The organism is Peribacillus kribbensis DSM 17871, from assembly GCF_000430765.1.
In the GTDB taxonomy this organism is placed as follows: Bacteria; Bacillota; Bacilli; order Bacillales; family DSM-1321; genus Paraperibacillus; species Paraperibacillus kribbensis.
Window position 1 is genome coordinate 201,188 of sequence record NZ_KE387238.1, and the last position, 23,079, is coordinate 224,266.

Below are 23,079 nucleotides of genomic sequence, written 5' to 3' on the forward strand. Positions count from 1 at the left end.
TTACAGGCCGGGGGATGTGGACCCTGGTTTCTTATACAAATAATCTAAATTATAAAGCTTTTCTAAGTAATTCTTCTAAACTGCGTTTAGTTGGCACCCTTGGGTTATTACGGACAAGTCGATCAATCTGGAGTGTCTTCTCAGCAATTTCGGGAATATCCTCTTCTTTGATCCCAATCTCTGTTAGTCTGGTAGGCAGTCCAATTTCCCCAAGCAGGGCAAGCACAGCTTTTGAAGCGGCCAAAGCGACTTCCCTATCGGATAGGCCATCCGAGTTCACATTGAATGCCTGGGAAATTCTCACCATTTTTTCTGTTTCTACGGCTGCATTGTATTCCATGACATACGGAAGCAAGAGCCCCGTAACCTCTCCATGAGGTGACTTCACAAGCCCACCAATTGGGTAAGCCAATGCATGGGCTGCTGCTGTACCTGCATTTGAAAAGGACATTCCAGCAAGCAGGCTGCCCATCAGCATATTGGAACGGGCCTCAAGATTGCTGCCCTGCTGCACAGCAAGCGGCAGATTTTTTGCGATTAATTCAATTGCCTTGTATGCCAGTGCATCGCTGATGGGGATGGAACCCTGGAATAAGATACTTCCTTCTGCCTGGATAAATGCATAAGGTTTGGCTGTGAAGGCCTCTATCGCATGTGACAAAGCATCAATTCCGGAACAAGCTGTTACATAAGCAGGAAGCCCCACCGTTAATTCTGGATCTAGTAGAGCAACGGTTGGTCTTAGATAATTATCTGAGATACCAACTTTCAGGTTATTTTCAACATCGGTCAATACCGCAACAGATGTTACTTCTGAACCGGTTCCAGCGGTCGTCGGAATCGCTACAAGTGGGGCGATGGGTCCGGGTACCTGGTTTTCTCCACCATAATAATCCAAAGGATGTCCGCCATGGGCGACCAACAAAGCAACAATCTTGGCCATATCAATGCTGCTGCCTCCACCAAGGCCAATTACTGCATCAATATCCATTTGAGATTTAGCAAACTCATAACAGTTTAGCGCCGATTCTACCGGCGGCTCCGGTACGACCTGGTCATAGATCACTGTTTCGTAGTTTGCTTGTTCCAACAATGAGGTAATTCTGTCCACGATACCTGCATTTTTGATCCCTGGGTCAGTAACGAGTAAAATGTGTTTCGCCTTTAATCTTTGAAGGATCGAATCCAATTGCCTGATCGCCCCGTTTCCAAATACGATCCTTTCTGTAGAATAAAAATCCCATGTATTTCTCATGCCCCTTACCTCCAAATTCTATAAATTGATGACGACAAGTTTTTCGTCCGTCATTTCTTGAATGGCATAATGCGGTCCCTCTTTGCCAATTCCGCTATCCTTCACGCCGCCATACGGCATAATGTCGGCACGGTAAGTAGAAACATCATTGATAATCACACCGCCAAAATGGAGTTCCTGTGTTGCCCGCATGGCTAAAGTGATATTCGATGTAAAGAAACCAACTTGTAAGCCGAACTTCGTATCATTCGCCTGACGGAAAGCCTCCTCGATGCTATCGAAAGGAATAATGCTAATCACTGGCGCGAACACTTCCTGGCAGACTACCTTCATTTCCGGCTTCACATCTATTAAAATAGTAGGTTCTAAAATTGAATCCCGCCTTTTTCCTCCATATACCACTTTGGCCCCAAGACGACTGGCTTCTTGGATCCATTCTTCCGCTCGCCTTGCTTCTTTTTCGGAAATCATAGGGCCAATGTCTGTGGAAGAATCTGCAGGATTTCCGACCTTCAAGCTCTGTGCTACCTTGACTGCCTTCTCCACAAACTCATCACAGATATCTCTATGAACGTAGATGCGCTGTACAGAGATACAGGCTTGACCTGCATTCACATACCCCCTGGTGACACAGAGTTCAACTGCTCTGTCTATATCAGGGACATCCTTGTGAACGATATTAGGGGAGTTATTTCCTAATTCCAAGGTAACCTTACGAATACCCGTACTGCTCTTAATGTGCCGCCCTACGCTTGGACTCCCTGTAAAAGTGAACATCGCAATGCGTTCATCCTCCAAAAGATATTGGCCTGTTTCCTGTCCCAACCCGTTAACCACATTCAGAAAACCTGCAGGTAATCCTGCTTCAGAAAAAATTTCTGCGATCTTGCATGCAATAAGGGGCGTCACTTCCGCCGGCTTCAATACTATGGTGTTTCCCGCTGCTAACGCAGGAGCTACCTTATGTATAGTGAGATTGAATGGGAAATTAAACGGGGTAATCGCACCAATAACCCCAACAGGAACTCGGATGGTGAAAGCCATCTTATTGTCGTTACCAGACTGCCCCAAAGGTACGCCTGTCCCAGCAATCCGTTTTGCTTCTTCCGCTGAATGAACCATGGTTTGAATTCCTCTATCGATTTCCCCTCTAGCATCCTTCAATACTTTACCGACTTCCTGTACGAGAATCATCGCCAACTCTTCTTTTCTTGCTTTAGCGATATTCGCTGCACGCATTAGAATCTCGTAGCGTTGATTGGAATCTAGCTTTTTTGTATTAAAGGTTTCCAGGGCATTGGTTACTGCATCAGAAACAGTTTTTCGGGATGCATTGCCAATCCGGGCAATCTCTTCTTTTGAATATTTGTTCAAAACTGGAATTGTATTGTGATCGGAGATCCAGCTGCCATTAATGAAATGGCCATAAACCTCATTTTTTTTAGCTGTCACTGTGTTCATAGTAGCTTCCTTCCTCCTCTGTCCATTAAAGATCGAACCTTCCTACGTTTTTACAATTTACGAGAGTTTCTACCAGATGGATATAAAGCGCTTTCATTGAAATGAATTCCTTTGCTATAACTTTAATAAGCTATTGTAAACCGTCAAAATAATATATAATTATTTTCAATAATATATCATATAATATATTATTTTGTAAATACTATTTTATTTAAAATATTCTGATATCTATATATTTTGTTGATATCAAAGGCTTTATCTAAATATAATAAAAAGAATCTCGGACGCCGCATGCCTTATACGGTTATTATCGTATATTATTTTTATGATTTTTTGGCTTGATATACAATTTCCATTGTGAATGATATATTTAATAAGTAGCAAATTGGAAATAAGTAGTTCTCAACTAGTCTACCTCGGTCCATTTGCAAATTTTGAAAACCAACAAGGTTTTACTTTATTATCATATTGATACCTTTGTTTCTTTAAATAAAGAAGTTACAGATACCAATGTAGGGTTTACTACCATATATCTTCCACACAAATTTTAAAAAGATAGGAGAACTTCCATGATAAGGGAAAAGGAAAGAGGAGAGACAACAGAGTTAGTCTATAATTTATTAAAGGAAAGAATTTTTGATTGGAGTATATCACCTGGGCAAAAGATTAATATAAGTAATCTAACAAAGGAAATCAACATCAGCGCCATTCCTCTAAGAGAAGCACTCTCACGCCTTAGTTCGGAAAAATTAGTGATTTTGGAACCAAATAAAGGGTATCGTGTCAGTGATATTTTAGATGCAGATAATATGAAGAAAATGCTAGAAGCCCGCACTTTATTGGAAGTCAATGCCATTCGGAATATTATCCGCTCAAATAATTTGAGTGTGGTGGAACACCTTTCTTGGCTTACAGAACAAATGTATTCTATTCCCCCAGGTCCAATAAATAAAAAAATACTCGATTTTACACATTTAGATCAACAATTTCATCTTTCTATTATGAAAGCCGGAGAGAACCCATTCCTTACTGAAGCTTATGAAGGCATGCACATCCACCTGCATATTGGTCGTTTTTACCACGTCAGAGGTCAGTTAGATCAAACAGAAGCACCATCGGAACATCTGGAAATTATTAAAGCGATTAAAACACGAGATGTTTACAGAGCCGAGCTTGCTATTTCTGGTCATATCCAAGATTCCATCAATCGTTTGGTGAAAAGGCAAGATGACTCAAAACCTTGAAATCTAAGGTGCCTACAGCCTTAAAAGAAAGTCTATTTAAAATCATAAATAAATCTTCACTCACTCCTACTTTTGTAATATCAAAATACACAAGGAAAAGGGTGAATAGGACAATAAATAAGGCGAAAACTGATAGTTTTCGCCTTTCTCTTTTTAAAAGAATGATCATTGAAATACAGGCTTATTGATCATTTTTTCTTTCGCCAGCCAAGCTCCTCCAATAACACCTGCGTTATTACCTAGTGTAGCAGTGACAATCTCGACACCTTGTACTACTCTCGGAAAAGCAAATTGCAGAAATATGTCTTTTAATGGCCGCAACAAGGTATCATAAGCTTTCGAAACCCCGCCTCCAATCACAATTGTTTCAGGATTTAAGACATTCGCTAAATTTGAAAGAGACAATCCTAATTGAAAGGCAACCTGTTCGACTACTCGGTTAGCAAGTACATCTCCTTCCTTCGCCGCATCAAAAATGTGCTTGGCGGACAAAGTTTGATGTACCTCATAATCTCGTAAACAGCTGCTCTCATTTGAAGATACTAATTCTTCTTTTGCCAAGCGGACAATTCCTGTCGCTGACGCTACCGTTTCCAGACATCCTAATTTCCCACAGTTACATGGTGCTCCGTTTTTCGGTACCGAAGTCATATGGCCAATTTCACCACCGCCTCCATTTACCCCATGTACAACCTCACCATTAACGATAATTCCGCCACCAACACCTGTTCCTAAAGTAACACAAATTAAGTTTTTAGCCCCTTTGCCCGCACCTTTCCACATTTCACCGATTGCCGCTAGATTTGCATCGTTGTCGACGACAACAGGCAGAGATGTTTCCCTCTCGAGGATAGTTTGTAATTGGAATCGTTCCCAGCCTAGGTTCACCGCCACTTCAACGGAGCCGTCCTCCTCATTCACAGGGCCTGGCGCACCAACCCCGATTGCAACTAACTGATTGTTCGTTTGATTTAATTCTTCTAACTTTTGATCAATCGATCTTGCAATCGATTCAGGTATGTGTATGCCCTTATTACTTATATCAGTATAGATCTCCCAGCTATAAATGATGTCACCCTGCAAACTGATAAAAGCCATTTTAATCGTGGTCCCGCCTATATCAACACCAACTAACCATCTTTCTTCCATAACCCTTCACTCATTTCCTTCATGACTTCCTTCCCACTCCAAAAAACGCCATTCTTACAAAAGAGGCATCTCAATTGAGACGCCTCTTGTTAAGGTTGAGAATTGTCTAGCTCTAACGCCCAGTAACTAACGGGCGCTTCTGCCTTTCTCGTTATTTTACAGCGGCAGCTGTTTTTTCAAGATTAACCCATTGACCTTTTTCAGCAGATGCCAGAATCGCATCAGCAATCACTTCAATCTGGTAGCCATCATTGAAGTTAGGTGAGAATTCAGTATCCTCACTGATTGCTTTAAAGAAATCATATGTTTCAATGATCTTTGTTTCGCCGTAACCAATACCCAGAGCAGGAATTGGCCATAATCCTTCGCCGTACGGAGTAGCAGGTCCTGTATAAACGGTTCTGAAGCCCTTTGCATCACTTGGATCATCTGCGAAGCAAACTTGAAGTTCATCACGGCGCTCATAGTTAAAGTATAATGAACCATTTTCACCATGAATTTCAAAAGTTAGGAAGTTGTTCCGGCCATGTGCATTACGTGTTGCTTCAATCGTTCCGATAGCACCATTATCAAACTTAACCATCGTAATAAATTCATCATCCACATCTACAGCTGCTTTAGGTACATCGTCGCCACCTGATTTTACTGTACCTAACTTGTCGATGCCGCCAGTTTGAATCGGTCTTTCAGGGATCCATGTTTTTGTGATCGCATTTACATCTGTGATTTCGCCAACAAGGTAACGAGCATAATCAACTACGTGTGTACCAATATCACCTAGTGCACCTGACCCAGCGATTTTCTTTTGGAAGCGCCATGATAATGGAGAGTTTGGATCAGCTGACCAGTCTTGTAAGTACGTTCCACGGAAGCTTAGAACTTTACCGATTCTTCCTTCTTCAATATATTTTTTCGCAAGTGCAACAGCTGGTGTTCTCCTGTAGTTAAAAGCAACCGCGTGTTTTACACCTGCTGCTTTTACTGCTTCTAACATTTCTCTCGCTTGTTCAGCCCCTAATGCTAATGGCTTTTCACAGATAATATGCTTTCCAGCTTTTGCAGCTGCAATCGCAATCTCTGCGTGAGTATTATTTGGAGTTACGATATCAATCACATCGATTTCCGGATTGTTAACAACTTCTCTCCAATCGGTAGCATAGTTATCAAAGCCTAATCTTGCTGCTGCATCTTTAGCTAATCCTTCGTTAACGTCTACTACTGTGTGGCGATGAGGAATTGCCGGTGCTGGCCAGAAAAACATTGGCATACCTGCATATGCAAGTGAATGCGCCTTACCCATAAATCCTCCGCCGATCATACCTACGTTTAATTTTTTCATTTTAGTATCCTCCCACTATTTCCTTCATATTTTTAAAGTTTGATATTCCTAATGGATAAGAAACGTTTATGCTTGATTTACTTTATCAAATTGATTTAAATAGCTGCGGCTGATTTTAGCCCCTTCTTTTGGATCTTGGTAGCTGTCTAACTCGACCGTAATCCAGCCATCATAGTTTGCTTCTTCTAATGCTTGAACCATTTCATCGAATTTCTGATGACCTTCCCCTAATGGTAAAAACTCTCCATCGGCATAATCTTTAAAGTGAACATATTTGATGCGGTCCACATATTTTCTTATGACAGCCACTGGATCTCCACCTCCAGCTTCAATGTGAGCTGTATCTGGGCAAAGGTTAATCTTTGTTAATGGCATTAGTTTATCTAATTGTTCAGGAGCCTGAACGTTCGTTCCTAAATGCGGATGATAACTTGCAATCAGATTATATTTTTCAGCAATTTCAACTACTTTATTAAGCGCATTACCAAGAGCCGTAAAATCGCTTTCAAGTATGCCATTCGCACGCACCGCACCGCCGCCTATTACAAGGTGGATTGCACCTGCTTCTGATGCGAATTGTGCTACACTTTCGATTTTTATTAATTCTTCTTCTAAAATATCAGGGAAAATAAAATTCCCGCCTGTATATACACCAACCAAGGATAAAGAATGGTCATTCATCAATTTTAAAAATTCTTCTTTTTTATCTTTATATTGCATCAGGTTTCCATCGAAGATTTCAAAGCCGTCATAGCCAGCTTCCGCAATGTCCTTTAATGCATCTTCCGTTGATCCATAGGCAAGGTAGTAATTATCCTTCACACTAGTCACACCTGCCGGATGACCAACTACGCCGCCCCAAGTATTTGTTTGATAACCTAATTTCATTTGATTACCTCCATATCTTTTGGAATTTAGTCTGCCATATTTCATCCTATAAAAATCGAAGCAACTCACCTTTAATTATAGTAATCGATTACATTTTCATTTTGAAAGATTTCTAAACTTTCAATAATACTAATATTAAATGCATTATTTACGTTTTAGCGAAATGTAATCCATTACATTTTTATATACATATGAACTGCTGTTTTTAGTAGGAAGGAATGAATTAATATCTATTTATTTCTTGGAATAAAAGATATTGTACCGCTTACATGAACTATTGTAATCGATTACAACCAAATTTGCAACCTATAATTTTATATTGTCAGAAAATGCCGCCTTTTGTTCACCATACGCTTAAGAGGAAAGGAAATCCTAAAAAACTTCCCTTTCCTCTTATACGATTAACATGGATAAATCCTTTTACAACGGTCAGCGGGTTAAGCGATACCTACTGCCAGTTTTCAAGATGTTGAAGATGATCCACTGTTAAACCAATCAGATTAGAGGCTTGCAACGGAGCCACCATCAACTCGAAGGTTTACACCATTAATAAAAGAAGCCTTTGCGGATGCAAGGTACACAACAGCTGAAGCAACTTCTTCCACTGTCCCTGGCCGTTTCACTTCAACATGCGGGCGATTTTCCTTTAAAAATTGCTGGATTGCTTCATCATAACTGATGTTCTGCTTCCTGGCATTATCCTTCAGCAGGTCCTCAAGCATAGGTGTCATGATAAACGCAGGCGATACCGTATTCACAATTATCCCTTCTGCGGCATATGCCTTGGATAAGCTTTTTGTAAAATTAATTAGTGCTGCTTTAGAAGCATTATAATGAGGCATGAATGCGTCTGGCTGAATCCCGGATTCTGATGAAATATTAATAACACGGCCAAATCCTGTTCTTTTCATAAAAGGAATAACCGCTTTCGTTATACGTACAGCTCCAAAAAGATTGACCTCAAAAATATTCTGCCATTCCTCTATATCCAATGATTCAAAGTCATCAAATCCACTTGCAATCCCCGCATTATTAACGAGGATGTCGATGGTCTTAAAACGCTCAATAGCAGAAGCAACAAGATGGTCGACGTCTGCTTGTTTCGTTAAATCGGCTTCAATAGCAAGAACACGTCCTCCGGTTTTTTCTATTTCAGCCGACGCCTCATTTAACGCTTTAGCGCCCCGTGCACAAATTACAACGTTGGCACCTTCTTCCGCAAACGCCATGGCAATTGCTTTCCCAATACCTTTACTGCTGCCAGTCACAAGTGCGGTTTTATTTTTTAATTCCAGATTCATTTTTTGATCCATTCCTTTCTATGCTAACCTGATCAGCAAGCTGCCAAATAAGGATTAACTCTAGCTGGTACTCAGCCCGGAGTTAATCCTTATGTATTTCCCATATTAATTTTTCACGGTAGCCTCAAATAATTCTGCATGGATGGGTTCAGCAATAATGGGTTCAACAGCTTTTATGAATCTTTTAAAGTGAGGGGTTTCCTCATGTAATTGAATCGCCTCTTCATCCTTCCATTTCTCAACAAAGATAAAGCTGTTCGCCTCTTCCGGATTTTCATAATATTGATAACTACTATTTCCGGACTCCGCTTGAGATTGTTTTGTTACAAGCCCTGCCTCTTCCAAGAATATTTCACGAAAAGGCGCATTTACCTTTATGCTGGCATGAATGATAATCATGGTACATCCCCCTTAATTGTTGATGGTATTTCTAAAAAACTACCCTGCATGTTTTTCTAATACGATTTCTTTTTTATTTTTCTCTTCGGAATCAATTTTCATAAACTTCATTAAATAAGCACCAAGGAAATACGTGCCTGCGAAAATCCAAATAACCCCTTTCGCACCGATAAGTCCGATAAATATTCCAACGATTGCCGGTGCGATAAAGTAAGACATTCCTGCACCAAAGCTTACAATCGCCATCGCCGACCCTTTTTTCTCAGGGGCAAGTGATGCTACCAAAGCTGAAAGTGGAACGAAACCGCAAAGAACAATTCCCATAAAAATTCCAGCAATATTTAATGCCAAGAAACTGCTGCCAAATACTTCAGGTGTGTAAAGCAAAGCAAGTAGCATAACGCCCATACCGAAGCTGCCGAGCCATTGAATTGTTTTTCTCCAGCCCAGCCATTTATCGCTGATGTATGGAATGATCAGGTTAAAGATAATATTTGCAAACCACATGGTTCCCCACATTTGTAAAAACTGTTCAGTGGTGAATCCGTAATTGGACTTCAAGTACATTGGGAAAAAGATTGGCAGTGAACCGATTCCTGTTGAATTGATAATCCGGACCACGCCGCCGATTGCCACTTTCGGCTGTTCGACACAAATGGTAAATCCACTCAATAAGCTCTTTAGCTTGTCCTTTGGATCTCCCTTTTGTTCCTTTTTCACATCACCTTTTACTACAATAAGACCAACAATTCCTCCAACTAATACCCAAGCTACAGCACTCCACAATAACCCGATATATCCGATTTTCGGAAGCATATAAGCAGGGAAATAACTTCCAACAACATAAAGTCCTCCGCTCCACGCTGCCCAGAACAATCCTACAGCTGTTGCCAGAATCCGCTCTGGACTGCGATAAGTAACCCACACTAAGAAAGAGTAGCAGAATAATGGATAACCTAAACCACGAAGCCCATATGTCGGGAGCATAATAGCGAAATTGTTTAACTTTAAACCATATTCAATAAATAGAACCTGACCGATTAACCAAGTAACAAGACCGATAACCATTACTCTCCTTGGTCCCCACATCTCGGTGAGTACACCTGAAAAGTAAGATGCAATTGCCAGCACAGCACCATATACAGCAAATAAAGTCGCGGATTGTTGAACGGTCAATCCCTTTTCAATCAGATAGGGAGACAACCATGCATGCTCGAGACCGTCACCGGCCATAAAAATTAACGTTGCAACAAATCCCCAAACGACTCCCATTGGAAGTCCGCCTAAAGTACGTTCTTGACCTACAAGCGTTTTCATTTTTACCACCTCGATTTTATTAGTTGGGTGCGGGGGAACGGTTTTCTAAGCCCACCACATTTCCGATACTTGCTCTTTAAACAACGTACCTTTTAACAGTGTGATCGCTTTCATTAAGCCTTCATCGATAGACGCCAGCATATCTTCATGTTCAATGGAAACCACATAATCATACCCTATCGCACGAAGTGTACTGATCATATCTTTCCACATTTTTTCGTTATGGCCATAGCCAACTGTGCGGAAGGTCCATGAGCGATCCAAGACTTGACTGTAATGCTTCGTATCGAGAACACCATTCACCTTGATATTGGCTTGGTCTAAATAGGTATCTTTTGCATGAAAATGGAAGATCGCATTTTCTCTGCCCAATTTTTTAATCGCTTCGACCGGATCGATGCCCTGCCATACCAAATGACTTGGGTCGAAGTTTGCCCCTATGTTTGGTCCTGCATATTCTCTTAGTTTGAGTAGGGTTTCTGGATTATACACAACAAAGCCCGGATGCATTTCGAAAGCAATTTGGTGAATCCCATGCTGTTCAGCGAATTTTGCCTCTTCTTTCCAGTATGGAATAACTACATCATTCCATTGCCACTCTAAAACTTCTGTATACTCAGGCGGCCAAGAGCATGTCACCCAGTTTGGAAACTTGGCACCCGGATGATCTCCCGGACATCCGGCAAATCCATTGATAACCGGCACCTCTAATCGCTCAGCCAGTAAGACTGTTTTTCTCCAGACATCATGGGCGTCTTTGGCAGCCTTTACATTTGGATGAAGCGGGTTCCCATGGCAGCTTAGTCCGCTGATGGTTAATCCCCTGCTTTCAATCGCCCTTTTGAACGATTTGATTTTATCCGTATTTCCTAACAATTCTTCCGGATTACAATGATTGTTTCCGGGATAGTTGCCCGTCCCTATCTCCACCGCCTCTACTCCCATTTCGGCTAATTTATCAAGCATGGCTTCGAAAGGAAGATTTTGATAGAGAACGGTAAACACACCCAGCTTCATACTAAAACCTCCTTTTCCGCCTGAACTTTGACCCATTTTTGCTGTTCGTGACTTTCCAGAATGGCATCAGTAATCGCCATTGAAATGTGACCATCTTCAAATGTGGCAAAATTGGCCTTATCCTTCAGTGGGTCTTTGCCATCACGTATGAAGGCATAATAATTTAACATCATATTTTTCAGTGCATCTGGCCAGCCTTCGTTATGTCCTCCTGGATGATGGATGGCTGATCTTGCTTCAGGTGCGAACAGTGCCGGATCGGCCAGAAGGATTTCATTCGGCTGATCTCTGTGCCCCATCCATAGTTTTTCAGGCTCTTCCTGATTCCAGAAAGCAGAGCTCTCGCTGCCATCGATTTCAAAGCTTAGTCGATTTTTTCGGCCCGCACTTACTTGCGAAACCGTAAAAACTCCTCTTGATCCATCTTCAAAACGAACTAGTACGGATGCATAGTCTTCTGTATTGATTGAAATATCTTCATATTCTACATCTTCAGTACTGTGTGTGCTGAAAGTGGCCACACTTCCAATTGCTTTCTTTCTAACTGGAATGACCGTTGCTAAATCAGCAAATACTTCTACAATCTTTTTACCGGTAACAAATTGAACGGTGTCACACCAATGAGACCCTATATCTGCTACTGCGCGGGATTTTCCGCCGACTTCAGGTGCTAAACGCCAGTTAAAATCCGTTTCAAAAAGTAACCAATCCTGCAAATAGCTTCCGTGAACCAAATTCACTTTCCCAAGGTCACCGTTAGCAATTTTAGCTCGCAGGTTTTGCACACTCGCATGCTGCCTGTAATTAAAGTTCACACCATGGACAACACCCTGTTTTTGAGCCAAAGCCAACAATTCCGCTGACTCTTCACTATTCATCGCAAGCGGTTTCTCTGAGATCACATGTTTACCTGCTAAAATAATTTCTTTATTGATCGCAAAGTGCACATGGTTTGGGGTACAATTATGAACTACCTGAATTTCGCTGTCACGCAGCATTTCATGATAATCTCCGTATGCTTTCGGAATTCCAAGTTCAGCTGCCTTTCTTTCCGCCTGTTCTTGACTCGTCTCCGCTAATGCTACGACTTCCACGAATCCAAGTCGTCTGATTGCTTCAATATGTGTCGGGCCAATGAAGCCTGTCCCGATGATTCCTACTTTTATTTTTTCCATTTGATATCCGTCCTCCAATCAAACTTTTCGATTCACCCTAGAATCAGCAGAAGCTATTCCATGTAATCGATTACACTAACTTCAAAAAAAAATATGTGTTTTGCCTTAAAAAAATAAATAATTTACTAATCTTTCAAACTTCTCAAAAATGTAATGGATTACATTTTTGTCGAAAAAAATTTGAATTTATTCATACATTTTAATTTAAAAATACCCTTTCAGAATAAAATATGTTTTCACTTAGCATTAAAATATTTTACTCTTTTTTTCGACACCCTTATTGTAATCGATTACACTGGAGAATTCAATATTTTTTTATTACTTCCTCGATTCTTTTTTAATCAGAATGATAAAAACTACTCTGGAACCAATAGAGTCATTGGTTTCCTAATCATGATAAAAAGGGAATAAACCAGTATTGCGTTCACTCCCTTTTGTTTTTCATTATTCTAATTCTAACAGGAATAGGCTGACTACTCTTCTATGGTAAGTTCTTTGCATGATTCACGGACAATGAGTTTATCAGGAAGAATAAATTGATCTTTCTCTAATTCTTCGTCTTTAATTAAATTTAACAGTAAACGCATCGCTTTTTGACCCATATCAAACGTTGGTTGTGCTACGGTTGTTAGAGCAGGTTCAAAAATCGATGCAAATTGAATATCATCAAAGCCCACAACCGATAAATCTTCTGGAACTCTTAAACCTTTAGATTTAGCGGCTTTAATGGCACCCATAGCCATTTCGTCATTACCGGCAAAGAGGGCTGTAGGAGGATTCTCCAGTGACAAAAATTTCATCATTAAATTAAATCCACTTTCAAAAGAGAATTCGCCTTCCTGTATCAAACTTGGATCCACAGACAGGCCGTGCTGCGCCATTGCTTGATGAAACCCCCTGTATCGATCTCTTCCAACAACAATATTCAAGGGTCCGGAAATGTGTCCAATTCTCTTGTGGTTTAAGCTAATTAAATATTCGGTTGCCTTTCTTGCACTACTAACATTATCAATGGAGACCGTAGGCAGCTTGGAACCCTCATAATATTCACACGCCAATACCACAGGGAAATCCTGGGATAAATCTTCTAATATTTTTTGATCGGTCCTTGCCGTTAATAATATCAACCCATCTGCTTTTTTCTGACCTAATATCGTTAAAAAACTAGTTTCGCTTTCGACATCGTTTCGCGCATCTCCTAGAAGTACTTGATATCCGTTTTCGATGGCAACGGATTCAATTCCCCGCAGCACCACAGAAAAGAAAGTATTGGTTATATCAGGAACCACCACAAGAATGGTTTTGGTTTCAGATCTTCTTAATTGTCTTGCCAGCATATTAGGCTGGTAATTTAATTTTTTTATGGCTTCTAAAACTTTTTCAGCTGTTTCTTTTTTTACAGTCCCAGCATTACTTATCACTCGGGATACTGTGGCTGTTGAAACATTTGCCAACTTTGCAACATCCGCAATTCTGACCATGCATTGCTTTCCCCTTCGGTGTTCGTTTACATTTATTGTAATCGATTACATTGAGAATTACAATATTTTTCGTAAATCATCCATAAAATGGAATTATTTAAAAACATTTTTATCCAACAACTTTAAATTAAATGTAAATCAGCCTATAAAAATCTGGCTTGCACTTTAAAGTACGCATGAATAGAATCATCTTAAATTCCACCTTTTATACTTAGTATCTTTTATGATAGTGCTTCAACAATGTCCTTCATATGTTTAATAGATTGCTTTGTGAACTCATCAAAAACATCAGCTTCCCCTTGAAGGCCTGAAGCGACATAAGGATTTGACACGGCAGGCAGGAACTCCATCGTAACATAGCCCTTATAACCTAATTCTTTAAGCAGGGAAATGACTGGACCAAAATCTGTTTGTCCCAGCCCCGCTGCCTCCCTTGTATTATCAGCGATGTGGACATGGGCAAGATAACGCGATATTTTCTTTATCGACCCCGTCATATCACGTTCTTCTATGCTCATGTGGAACAGATCCGCCATAATCCCTACACCTTCTACATTCACTTCCTCCACAAAACGTAAGGCTAAGGTGAGGTTATTAACTAAATAGGTTTCATAACGATTTAATGCTTCAATGGCTATAGTGATTCCTTGTTCCTTTGCATACAGCCCCGCCTCTTTCACACTTTGAATGGCATTATTCCACTCTTCCTCAAACGTCGTTTCTGGGCTGAGTTTACCAACACAAGTAGGAACGACAATTAGAGTTGATGCATGTAAAGTCTTCGCTAAATCAACCGATCTTTTCACATATTCGACGGCCTTTTTTCTTATTTCATCGTTTGATGAGGAAAGATCCCTTTCAGGGGTAAAAATTCCACAAATAGAACTGCATTCAAGTTCATACTTTGTTAAAAGTTCTTTCGTTCCCTCCATATCAATGGTATACGGCTCGCCAGCGAGTTCTACACCATGATAACCATATTTCTTCAGCCTTTTTAAGCTATCTTCTAAACTTTCATTTCCGTATATCCATTGTGTGGCACTATATTTGAACATTTAAATTCACCTCTTAGATTATGAAAAAATCAGAGTTCCCACATAAACCGTAGAGAACTCTGTATACCTATAGATTAATCTGAGATTTTAACTACAGTTTTAAGGATATCCTTATTATGCTCTGCCGTTTCAATTCCGTTTTTTATATCTGCAAATTCAAAATGATTTGTGAAGATTGGAGTTGGGTCAAAACGCTTGCTTGCGATTAAATCAATCGCTTTAGAGAAGGTATCATATGTGCCTGCATAGGAGGAAACAATGGTTAATTCACGGCTGTAAATTTCAAATGGACTTACAGGAATTGTTACATCTGCAGGGGCTGCTCCAAAAACCAGTATTTTTCCGCCTTTTCTCACTAATTTAAACGTTTGCGCGTACGTATAGGCAGAACCTACCGCTTCAATAACAACGTCAGCACCGCGTCGGTCTGTTAATCTTTTAACAGCTTCTACCGGGTCTTCTTCACCTGCATTGATGACATAATCAACACCCATGTTTTTAGCTGATTCAATCCTCGCAGGATTTAGTTCGGAAAGGATTACTTTACTTGCACCTTTCAATTTTGCAAGTAAGGCATGAGCGATACCCATTGGACCTCCGCCAATTATCGCGACTGTTTCACCGTATTGGACATTAACTTTATCCTGACCGCTGATTGCACATGCTAATGGCTCAATATATGCTCCATGGATCCAAGACATAGATTCTGGCAGCTTATGAATATTACTCTCTGGAACTCTAACAAATTCAGCAAATGCTCCGTTAATGTGTACCCCTAATTGAGTAATTTTTTCACAATGCAACTTTTGACCATGACGGCAGTAATAGCATGTACCACAAGAAATATTGATATCAGCTGTCACGCGGTCTCCCGGCTGTACAAAGCTTACTTTAGAACCAACCTTTGCCACTTCACCGGAAAATTCATGACCTAAGATGAGTGGAAGCTTTGCAGGAAAACGCCCTTCATAAATGTGCGGATCAGTACCACATACTGCGGTATACTTTACTTTTATCAATACATCCTTATCCCCAAGTTCAGGAACCGGAACTTCTTCTAATCTTAAATCCTCTTTACCATATAACACAGCAGCTTTCATTACTTTTTGATCAAACCCTGCTTCTGAATGTTCATTGTTTATTACTGTTTCTTGTGCCATCTTATTTTTCCTCCTTAAAAAGGTTTTTTAGGAAAGTAATTGACTCTTCAGTATATTGATCATAAAACTCTTCACATCTAGTGCCATTAAAAGGATCGGCAAACGGAGGCAATAGCTCCATTGTTAAATAACCGCTATAGTTAATATCACGTAAAGCTTGAGCGATTGGATCAAACTCAATATGACCACGTCCTGGTGCCGCTCGATTACTATCAGCGATGTGAAGGTGATATAATTTCTCTCCAACCATTCTGATGGCGTCAGCAATATCGACTTCTTCAATATTCATATGATAGGTATCACCCATCACACCTACGCTGGGAAGATTCACACGATTGACCAGCTCAAGTGATTGCTCCAATCGATTGATTAAATAGTTTTCATAGCGATTCCATGCTTCTACCGTTAAACGGACCCCATGTTCCCCCGCATAAATACCAGCTTCCCGTATTCCCTCCTCAGCCCATTTCAATTCTGTTTCCCGATCCGCCTCTCCATGAATTTTCATGCATGCAGTTGGAGTGAGAGAGATTCCTTTTGCCCCGATTTTGCTGGCAAAATCAACGCATTTTTTTAAATATTCTACTGCATTTCTTCTTATATTCTCCTTACTAGAAACTAAATCTCTTTCGGCATTATAAATGGCACAAATAGTGGAAGCTTCAATATTATATTTTTCAAGTAATTCTTTAATGCGGTCTGCATCCATTTGCTCTGGCTCGCCTACGAATTCCACACCGTCATAACCATATTTAGCGAGTCTGGCAATACTAGCTTCTATATCTTCTCCTGCATATACTAGCGTGTTGTAAGAGTACTTAATCATTTGAACATCTCCTTATCACTATTTTTCTATGTAACACATTGTTATAGTGGCCACATGTAATGCGGCCACTAATTAATTTTTTTTCTAGAAAACTTGTAACCTGTTTTTCTGAATGGTTACGCGATGCTTATTTTGCTGCCTTTTGAATAACTTCAGGGGCATCTTGACGATAAGCCATTTTCCAAACCTTTAAGACGTTCTCTTTTGTTACTTTCATTGATGGAACGACATAGTATGGATCTAATTTCTTGCCAAGTAATGAATAACCGGCAACAAGAGCTTGCGCTGCTCCATTTTCATATGGTAACTGTGCGCCAAGACCTTTTACATTTCCTCCCGAAGCAATTTGAAGCGCCACATTTGTTCCTAAATCAACTGTCGTAATAACTAAATCATTTTTCCCTGCTGTACGAGCCGCAGCAAGTGTACCTTCCGCTGGTACATCCCAAATCGCAAAGATCCCATCTAAATCCTTGTGTTTTGTTAACATACCTGAGGCTACTTTTTCAGCATCGTTAGGAGTGATAATTCCGCCATGGGCAACAATTTTAATATTTGGATATTTTTCTTTAATGGTTTTCTCAAATGCTTCTTTCCGCTGGTTATTTACAAAGAAATTAACATCGTGGAAAATAACACCGATTTTCCCTTTTCCTTTTAGTTCATCACCCATAATTTCACCGGCAAAGATACCGTTTCCATAGTTATCCGATGAAACAACGCTGACATAATCTTTTCCAGCTTTAAAGCCTTTTGGTACATTATCCATGAAGACTAGTTTTACACCGGCTTCTGCAGCCTTTTTAAAAGCTGGAGCAGTAGCAACTGGATCAACCGGCAAAGCTACGATAACATCTGGCTTTTTTGCCATGATGGTTTCGATATCTGAAATTTGTTTTTCAGGCTTGAATTGTGCATCCGTAACGGCCACCACTTTGATGCCCATTTTTTCAAAAGTGTCTTTTACACCATTGATGATAGCAGTTGAGAAATCATTTCCTGCATAGTGCATGGAAATAGCCGCTTTGAACTTTCCTTCTTTAATTTTTTTTACATCCTCTTCAGACAATTGCAAAGTTGCTGCAGGTGTGGCTGTTTCTCCGTTTGGACCTGTACTTAAAATTTTCTGATCGCTTGGTATTTCAGGATTAATGGTAAGAGGATAAGTGACTTTTGTTGATGCTGTTTTCCCTTCTTTTTGCTGACCTGAAGCATCTGAACTTTGTTTTCCACACCCTGTAAGAGCCAAACTGCTGATTATAAGTAACGTAACGATTAGTGAAGTAATTTTTTTCATAAGAACCCCCAATAATAGATTTAGATAATAATAAAGATTTATTATTTAGCAGCCCCTTGAATGGACTTAGGTGCCTCCTGGTGGTAAACAAGTTTCCAAGCATCTAAAACATTTTCTTTTGTTACATGTAAAGCAGGAACGGCTACATAAGCAGGTGCTTCTTTACCAAGTAAAGAATAACCGGCTAAAATCGCTTCTGAAATCCCCTGGTCATATGGCAGCTGGGCACCGAGACCCTTAATCAAACCTTTTGATGCGATGTCTAAAGCTACGTTTGTCCCTAAATCAATGGTCGTAATGACAAAATCTTTCTTTCCTGCAGTACGGGCTGCTGCTAATGCACCTTCGGCCGGAACGTCCCAAACGACAAACATTCCATCAAGGTCACGATTTTTGGTAAGCATACCTGAGGCTACTTTTTCCCCATCGTTAGGGCCAATGATTCCGCCACGTTCAACAATTTTGATTTTTGGATATTTTTCTTTTATCGTTTTTTCAAAGGCTTCTGTACGCTGTTTGGTCACAAAATAATCTGCATCATGATAGATTACGCCGATCTTCCCTTTTCCACCAAGCTGTTTCGCCATGATTTCAGCTGCTTGAACACCATTGCCATAGTTGTCTGCGGATACAACGCTTACATAATCCTTGCCGGCTTCTAATCCTTTTGGTTTATTATCCATGAACACTACTTTGACTCCTGCGTCTGCCGCTTTCTTAAAAGCGGATGCAGTTGAAACAGGGTCTACTGGAATCCCCACGATAATATCCGGCTTTTTAGCTAAAACTGTCTCAATGTCGGATACTTGTTTCTCAGCCTTGAACTGGGCATCAGTTACAGCTACGACTTTAATTCCCATCTTTGCAAAAGTTGCTTTTAAGCCATTGATTTGTGCTGTTGCCCAGTCATTACCAGCATAGTGCATGACAATGGCCGCTTTGTATTTGCCTTCTTTGATTTTTTGCACATCTTTTTCAGTAAGCTGCAATGTTTTTGCTGAAACAGCGGATTCGCCACTTGGACCTTTACTTAAAATCTCTTGATCAGGGATATCTTGATTAATAGTGATTGGGCCTGAACTAACGGTTGTGTCTTCTGTTGTTGTGTTCTCTGTTTCTTTGACACCGCTGCTAGTCGTGCTATCCTTGCCGCAGCCGACGAGTGCAATGCTAGTGATTAATAGAATCATAGTAATAACAGATCGTAACTTTTTCATGATTTGCCCTCTTTTCATCCTTGTTATTTTTATTCAAGATTAAAATATTCCAATATTCATACTTTTTTATGCATCACTCCCCTACAAAAATGTAATCGATTACATTTTTTCTATAAAAACTTGTTTTTTCCTGCTTTTCTATGGTCATTATGTTTCTATTAAATTTTATAAATATTTGAATAGATTTACTGGGCGAACCAGTTTGAATTAAACCATCCGCCCCGATTCTATTTTTTTCAATAAGGTTATTACTTACATCCAATTCCTTTTAATTTTTCTGTCAAGTAATCAATGGATGTCTTTGCATACCAGTCAGGATCTGCTTTTCTAGTACCAAATCCAATTTCCATGGAGAGGTAACCCTTGTAATCGATTTCCTTTAATGCTTTTAATACGGAATCCCAATTTACCGTCCCTTGACCAGGCGGTAAACGATCATCATCCGAAATATGAACATGATGCAGCTTATCTTTCATTTTATAAACATAATCACTCGGTACTTCATTACGATATAGGGCATGAAACGTATCAAACATCACTTTAACATTGGATTCACCAGATTCTTCTGCCAACTGCAGGGCATCATCTGCCGATTCAATTAAATTACAATCAGCAGCCTGAGGTTCAACTACTAATGTGATTCCAAGATCTTTCGCATATTTTGCCACCTCTTGCAAACCTTCGCGGCTATACTTCCATGCTTCTTGTTTGTTCATACCAAAGCCAAACCAGCCGGCAAGCCACATCACGGTTGGGCATTCCCATTCATGCGCTAAACGAATGACTTCCTTATAATGATTGATCGTAAATTCACGCTCTTCTTTCAAAGCTGAACTTGGATTCACTCCAGGTCCTCCTCCTGGTGCGGGAAGCATAGCAGCTACATTAAGATTATTTCTTTTTAAATGCTGAAGAATTTCCTTACGTCTTTGTGTGGATAGATAATCAGGCCAGGCATGCGGACTCGCACAACCTATTTCAATTCCATCATATCCTAATGCAGCAATTCGACTAATCACTACTTCTAATGGATAAAAAGGCAGCATGGATGGAAAAGAATTATAAACCCAAGTATTAAATGAAAGTTTCATTTTTTAATCCTCCTCAAAAATGAAGTCATAAAGCAAATTTTTGTTATTGAATGTGATTATTCCCAAACAAACACAGCTTTTTCCGTCTTTCTTTCGTCAAACATACGGAAAGCAGTTTCTGCTTCTTCTAATTTAAATTGGTGCGTAACTAATTTTTCCACTGGCAGATTCTTTCTAACAATAAACTCCGTAATTTCATCAAATTCTTGAATTGGGAAGTACCAGGAACCCATTACAGAAATCTGTTTTCGAATTAATTGCGCACTTGGTTTGATTGTTGTCTCTTTACTTTCTCCGATAAAAGCGACACGTCCATGTGCTCTCACGCAATCTAATGCATCATTTTCACCGTAAGGGCTTCCAGAACAATCAATCGCAGCATCTGCGCCAAGACCCTTTGTGATACGAGTAATTTCTTCTTGAACATTCTTCGTTTTACCATTGATGGTATAATCCGCACCCAATTCCTTCGCAAGCTCCAGACGCTCATCCAGCATATCAACAGCAATAACGGTTGCGCCTAATCCTTTAGCGATCATCACACCCGCACCGCCCATAGGGCCCATCCCAAAAATGACCAGATAGTCTCTTCCGGAAATTCCTAATCTCTTTTGTGCGTGATAAAGGGTTCCAACAGCGTCAGTTGAAACAGCAGCCGTTACGAAACTCATGTTATCTGGCAATCTCATGCAGTTTTCAGCTGGAACGACCATGTACTCTGCATCACCGCCGTGAGAATCAAAGCCGATACATTTAAATTCTTTACAGAACATTTTGTAGCCACTCTTACAATGTGCACATTCACCACAGCCAAGAGCTAAATAAACAGCAACTCTGTCACCCGCTTTGTAATTGTAAACGCCAGCTCCTGCTTCCGTGATAACTCCTGCAGGTTCATGCCCTGGTACCGTGCATCCGCATTTTGTTCCTTCAAAAACGGAAGTTCCATAATATAAGCTCATATCACTTCGGCAAATAGCGGAAGCTTTTAATTGAACTAATACCTCTCCTTCGCCAGGTGTTGGGATATCGATCTGACGAATCTCTACCTTTTTATCTCCTGGAAAAAATACTGCATTCATTGTTGTCATGATACTTCCTCCAATCACTTATTCTTAAAAACAATTACCCTATTATTATTTCCTATGAATGGTCTGTAAAGGGACCAGCCAGCCCTTTGGAAGCAAGAGAACCGTCCCCATTCTTCACTTCCTGAACCTTCACCCATTTCTGATGCTGGTTGCTTTCTAAGATTGCGTCTGTGATACACATCGAAAGGTGTCCATCGGCAAATGTCGCAAAATTTGGCTTGTCTGTTTTCAGGCTTTTGCCGTCACGAACAAACGAGTAGAAATTCAACATCATATTTTTCAAAGCATCCGGCCAGCCCTCATTATGCCCTCCAGGATGATGAATAGCGGACTTTGCCTCTGGTGAAAACAACGCAGGATCCGCTAATAGAACTTCATTTGCTTTATCCCGGTGCCCAATCCATAGCTTCTCAGGCTCCTCCTGATTCCAAAATACTGAAGCTTGATTACCGTTAATCTCAAAGCTTAATCTATTTTTCCGTCCCGCACTTACTTGGGATACCGTAAAGACTCCTCGTGATCCATCTTCAAACCGGACAAGAACAGCTGCATAGTCTTCTGTATTAATTAGTACATCTTCATATTGCATATCTTCGGCTGTCTGTGCTCCGAAAGTAGCTGCGTTTCCTGTCGGTTTCTTTCTTACTGGAACAACAGTTGCTAAATCGGCAAATACTTCGAAAATCTTTTTACCTGTTACAAATTGAACGGTATCACACCAATGGGAACCAATATCGGCTACCGCACGTGATTTCCCACCTACTTCCGGTGCCAAACGCCAGTTATAATCGGTTTCATATAATAACCAGTCCTGCAGGTAGCTTCCGTGAACTAAATTCACTTTTCCTAAATCACCATCAGTGATTTTCGCTTTTAAGTTTTGTACACTGGCATGCTGTCTGTAATTAAAATTTACTGCATGGATGACACCTTGTATTTCCGCTAACTCCAGTAGTTCCGCTGATTCATCACTATTCATTGCTAGCGGCTTCTCTGAAACGACATGCTTTCCAGCTAAAATAATCTCTTTATTAATGGCAAAATGAAGATGATTGGGTGTGCAATTGTGCACGACCTGGATTTCGCTATCTTTCAGCATTTCTCGGTAATCACCAAAGGCCATGGGAATTCCTAGCTCAGCTGCCTTTTTTTCAGCCATTTCTTGACTGGTTTCCGCCAAACCAGCTACTTCAACAAAGCCAAGCCTTCTGATGGCTTCTATGTGAGTGGGCCCTATAAAACCAGTTCCAATGATACCAACTTTAATCTTCTTCACCTTTCTTCCTCCTGTTCAAAGTTATTCTTGTTGTTCAAGG

At 40.3% G+C, this 23,079-nt stretch carries 20 protein-coding genes; 1 reads left to right on the forward strand and 19 read right to left on the reverse strand.

The annotated features are described in order from the left end of the window. Positions 1–49: 49 nt before the first annotated feature. Positions 50–1,255 (reverse strand): hydroxyacid-oxoacid transhydrogenase, encoded by a 1,206-nt coding sequence (locus H539_RS0114625; protein WP_026694141.1) that lies wholly within the window; start codon positions 1,253–1,255, stop codon positions 50–52. An 18-nt stretch (positions 1,256–1,273) separates the two neighbouring features. Continuing rightward, positions 1,274–2,716 (reverse strand): aldehyde dehydrogenase family protein, encoded by a 1,443-nt coding sequence (locus H539_RS0114630; RefSeq protein ID WP_035322688.1) that lies wholly within the window; start codon positions 2,714–2,716, stop codon positions 1,274–1,276. Between the two features lie 569 nt (positions 2,717–3,285). Here H539_RS0114630 and H539_RS0114635 point away from each other — a divergent pair. Continuing rightward, positions 3,286–3,960, forward strand: a complete 675-nt coding sequence (locus H539_RS0114635; protein ID WP_026694143.1) for a GntR family transcriptional regulator — start codon at positions 3,286–3,288, stop codon at positions 3,958–3,960. 165 nt (positions 3,961–4,125) lie between these two features. Here the strand turns inward: H539_RS0114635 and H539_RS0114640 are convergent, their stop codons facing one another. From H539_RS0114640 to H539_RS28630, 17 genes are all read right to left on the reverse strand, one after another. Then, a complete protein-coding gene (locus H539_RS0114640) occupies positions 4,126–5,109 on the reverse strand; it encodes an ROK family glucokinase (RefSeq protein ID WP_026694144.1) in 984 nt (327 codons plus the stop codon). 151 nt (positions 5,110–5,260) lie between these two features. Beyond that, positions 5,261–6,448, reverse strand: a complete 1,188-nt coding sequence (locus tag H539_RS0114645) for a levoglucosan dehydrogenase (RefSeq protein WP_026694145.1) — start codon at positions 6,446–6,448, stop codon at positions 5,261–5,263. A gap of 66 nt (positions 6,449–6,514) precedes the next feature. Then, positions 6,515–7,336 carry a sugar phosphate isomerase/epimerase family protein gene (locus H539_RS0114650; protein WP_026694146.1) on the reverse strand — a complete coding sequence of 274 codons (822 nt, stop codon included), beginning with the start codon at positions 7,334–7,336 and terminating at the stop codon, positions 6,515–6,517. 500 nt (positions 7,337–7,836) lie between these two features. Beyond that, on the reverse strand, positions 7,837–8,637 hold the full coding sequence (locus tag H539_RS0114655; RefSeq protein WP_026694147.1) for an SDR family NAD(P)-dependent oxidoreductase: 801 nt from the start codon (positions 8,635–8,637) through the stop codon (positions 7,837–7,839). 105 nt (positions 8,638–8,742) lie between these two features. After that, positions 8,743–9,036: a putative quinol monooxygenase gene (locus tag H539_RS0114660; protein ID WP_026694148.1), complete on the reverse strand. Its 294-nt coding sequence runs from the start codon at positions 9,034–9,036 to the stop codon at positions 8,743–8,745. A gap of 39 nt (positions 9,037–9,075) precedes the next feature. Beyond that, positions 9,076–10,353 carry an MFS transporter gene (locus H539_RS0114665; RefSeq protein ID WP_026694149.1) on the reverse strand — a complete coding sequence of 426 codons (1,278 nt, stop codon included), beginning with the start codon at positions 10,351–10,353 and terminating at the stop codon, positions 9,076–9,078. 45 nt (positions 10,354–10,398) lie between these two features. Continuing rightward, entirely contained in the window at positions 10,399–11,370 is a 972-nt protein-coding gene (locus H539_RS0114670; protein ID WP_026694150.1) for a sugar phosphate isomerase/epimerase family protein, read from the reverse strand. After that, positions 11,367–12,545: a Gfo/Idh/MocA family protein gene (locus H539_RS0114675; protein WP_026694151.1), complete on the reverse strand. Its 1,179-nt coding sequence runs from the start codon at positions 12,543–12,545 to the stop codon at positions 11,367–11,369. The genes H539_RS0114670 and H539_RS0114675 overlap by 4 nt, the downstream gene beginning before the upstream one ends. Before the next feature lie 473 nt (positions 12,546–13,018). Next, positions 13,019–14,026, reverse strand: coding sequence for a LacI family DNA-binding transcriptional regulator (locus H539_RS0114680; RefSeq protein WP_026694152.1), 1,008 nt, complete (start codon positions 14,024–14,026; stop codon positions 13,019–13,021). A 221-nt stretch (positions 14,027–14,247) separates the two neighbouring features. Next, a complete protein-coding gene (locus tag H539_RS0114685; protein ID WP_026694153.1) occupies positions 14,248–15,081 on the reverse strand; it encodes a sugar phosphate isomerase/epimerase family protein in 834 nt (277 codons plus the stop codon). A 74-nt stretch (positions 15,082–15,155) separates the two neighbouring features. Continuing rightward, complete coding sequence (locus H539_RS0114690) at positions 15,156–16,241, reverse strand: zinc-dependent alcohol dehydrogenase (RefSeq protein ID WP_051348594.1); 1,086 nt, start codon at positions 16,239–16,241, stop codon at positions 15,156–15,158. Position 16,242: 1 nt separating this feature from the next. Continuing rightward, on the reverse strand, positions 16,243–17,067 hold the full coding sequence (locus H539_RS0114695; RefSeq protein ID WP_026694155.1) for a sugar phosphate isomerase/epimerase family protein: 825 nt from the start codon (positions 17,065–17,067) through the stop codon (positions 16,243–16,245). Positions 17,068–17,194: 127 nt separating this feature from the next. Further along, the gene (locus H539_RS0114700; RefSeq protein WP_026694156.1) at positions 17,195–18,364 is read right to left on the reverse strand and encodes a substrate-binding domain-containing protein; all 1,170 of its coding nucleotides are present in this window, start codon (positions 18,362–18,364) and stop codon (positions 17,195–17,197) included. Between the two features lie 41 nt (positions 18,365–18,405). Further along, the gene (locus H539_RS0114705) at positions 18,406–19,581 is read right to left on the reverse strand and encodes a substrate-binding domain-containing protein (RefSeq protein ID WP_026694157.1); all 1,176 of its coding nucleotides are present in this window, start codon (positions 19,579–19,581) and stop codon (positions 18,406–18,408) included. 248 nt (positions 19,582–19,829) lie between these two features. Continuing rightward, the gene (locus tag H539_RS0114710; protein ID WP_026694158.1) at positions 19,830–20,672 is read right to left on the reverse strand and encodes a sugar phosphate isomerase/epimerase family protein; all 843 of its coding nucleotides are present in this window, start codon (positions 20,670–20,672) and stop codon (positions 19,830–19,832) included. Between the two features lie 56 nt (positions 20,673–20,728). Then, positions 20,729–21,763 (reverse strand): zinc-dependent alcohol dehydrogenase family protein, encoded by a 1,035-nt coding sequence (locus H539_RS0114715; RefSeq protein WP_051348595.1) that lies wholly within the window; start codon positions 21,761–21,763, stop codon positions 20,729–20,731. 52 nt (positions 21,764–21,815) lie between these two features. Next, positions 21,816–23,039: a Gfo/Idh/MocA family protein gene (locus H539_RS28630; protein WP_051348596.1), complete on the reverse strand. Its 1,224-nt coding sequence runs from the start codon at positions 23,037–23,039 to the stop codon at positions 21,816–21,818. Positions 23,040–23,079 lie beyond the last annotated feature (40 nt).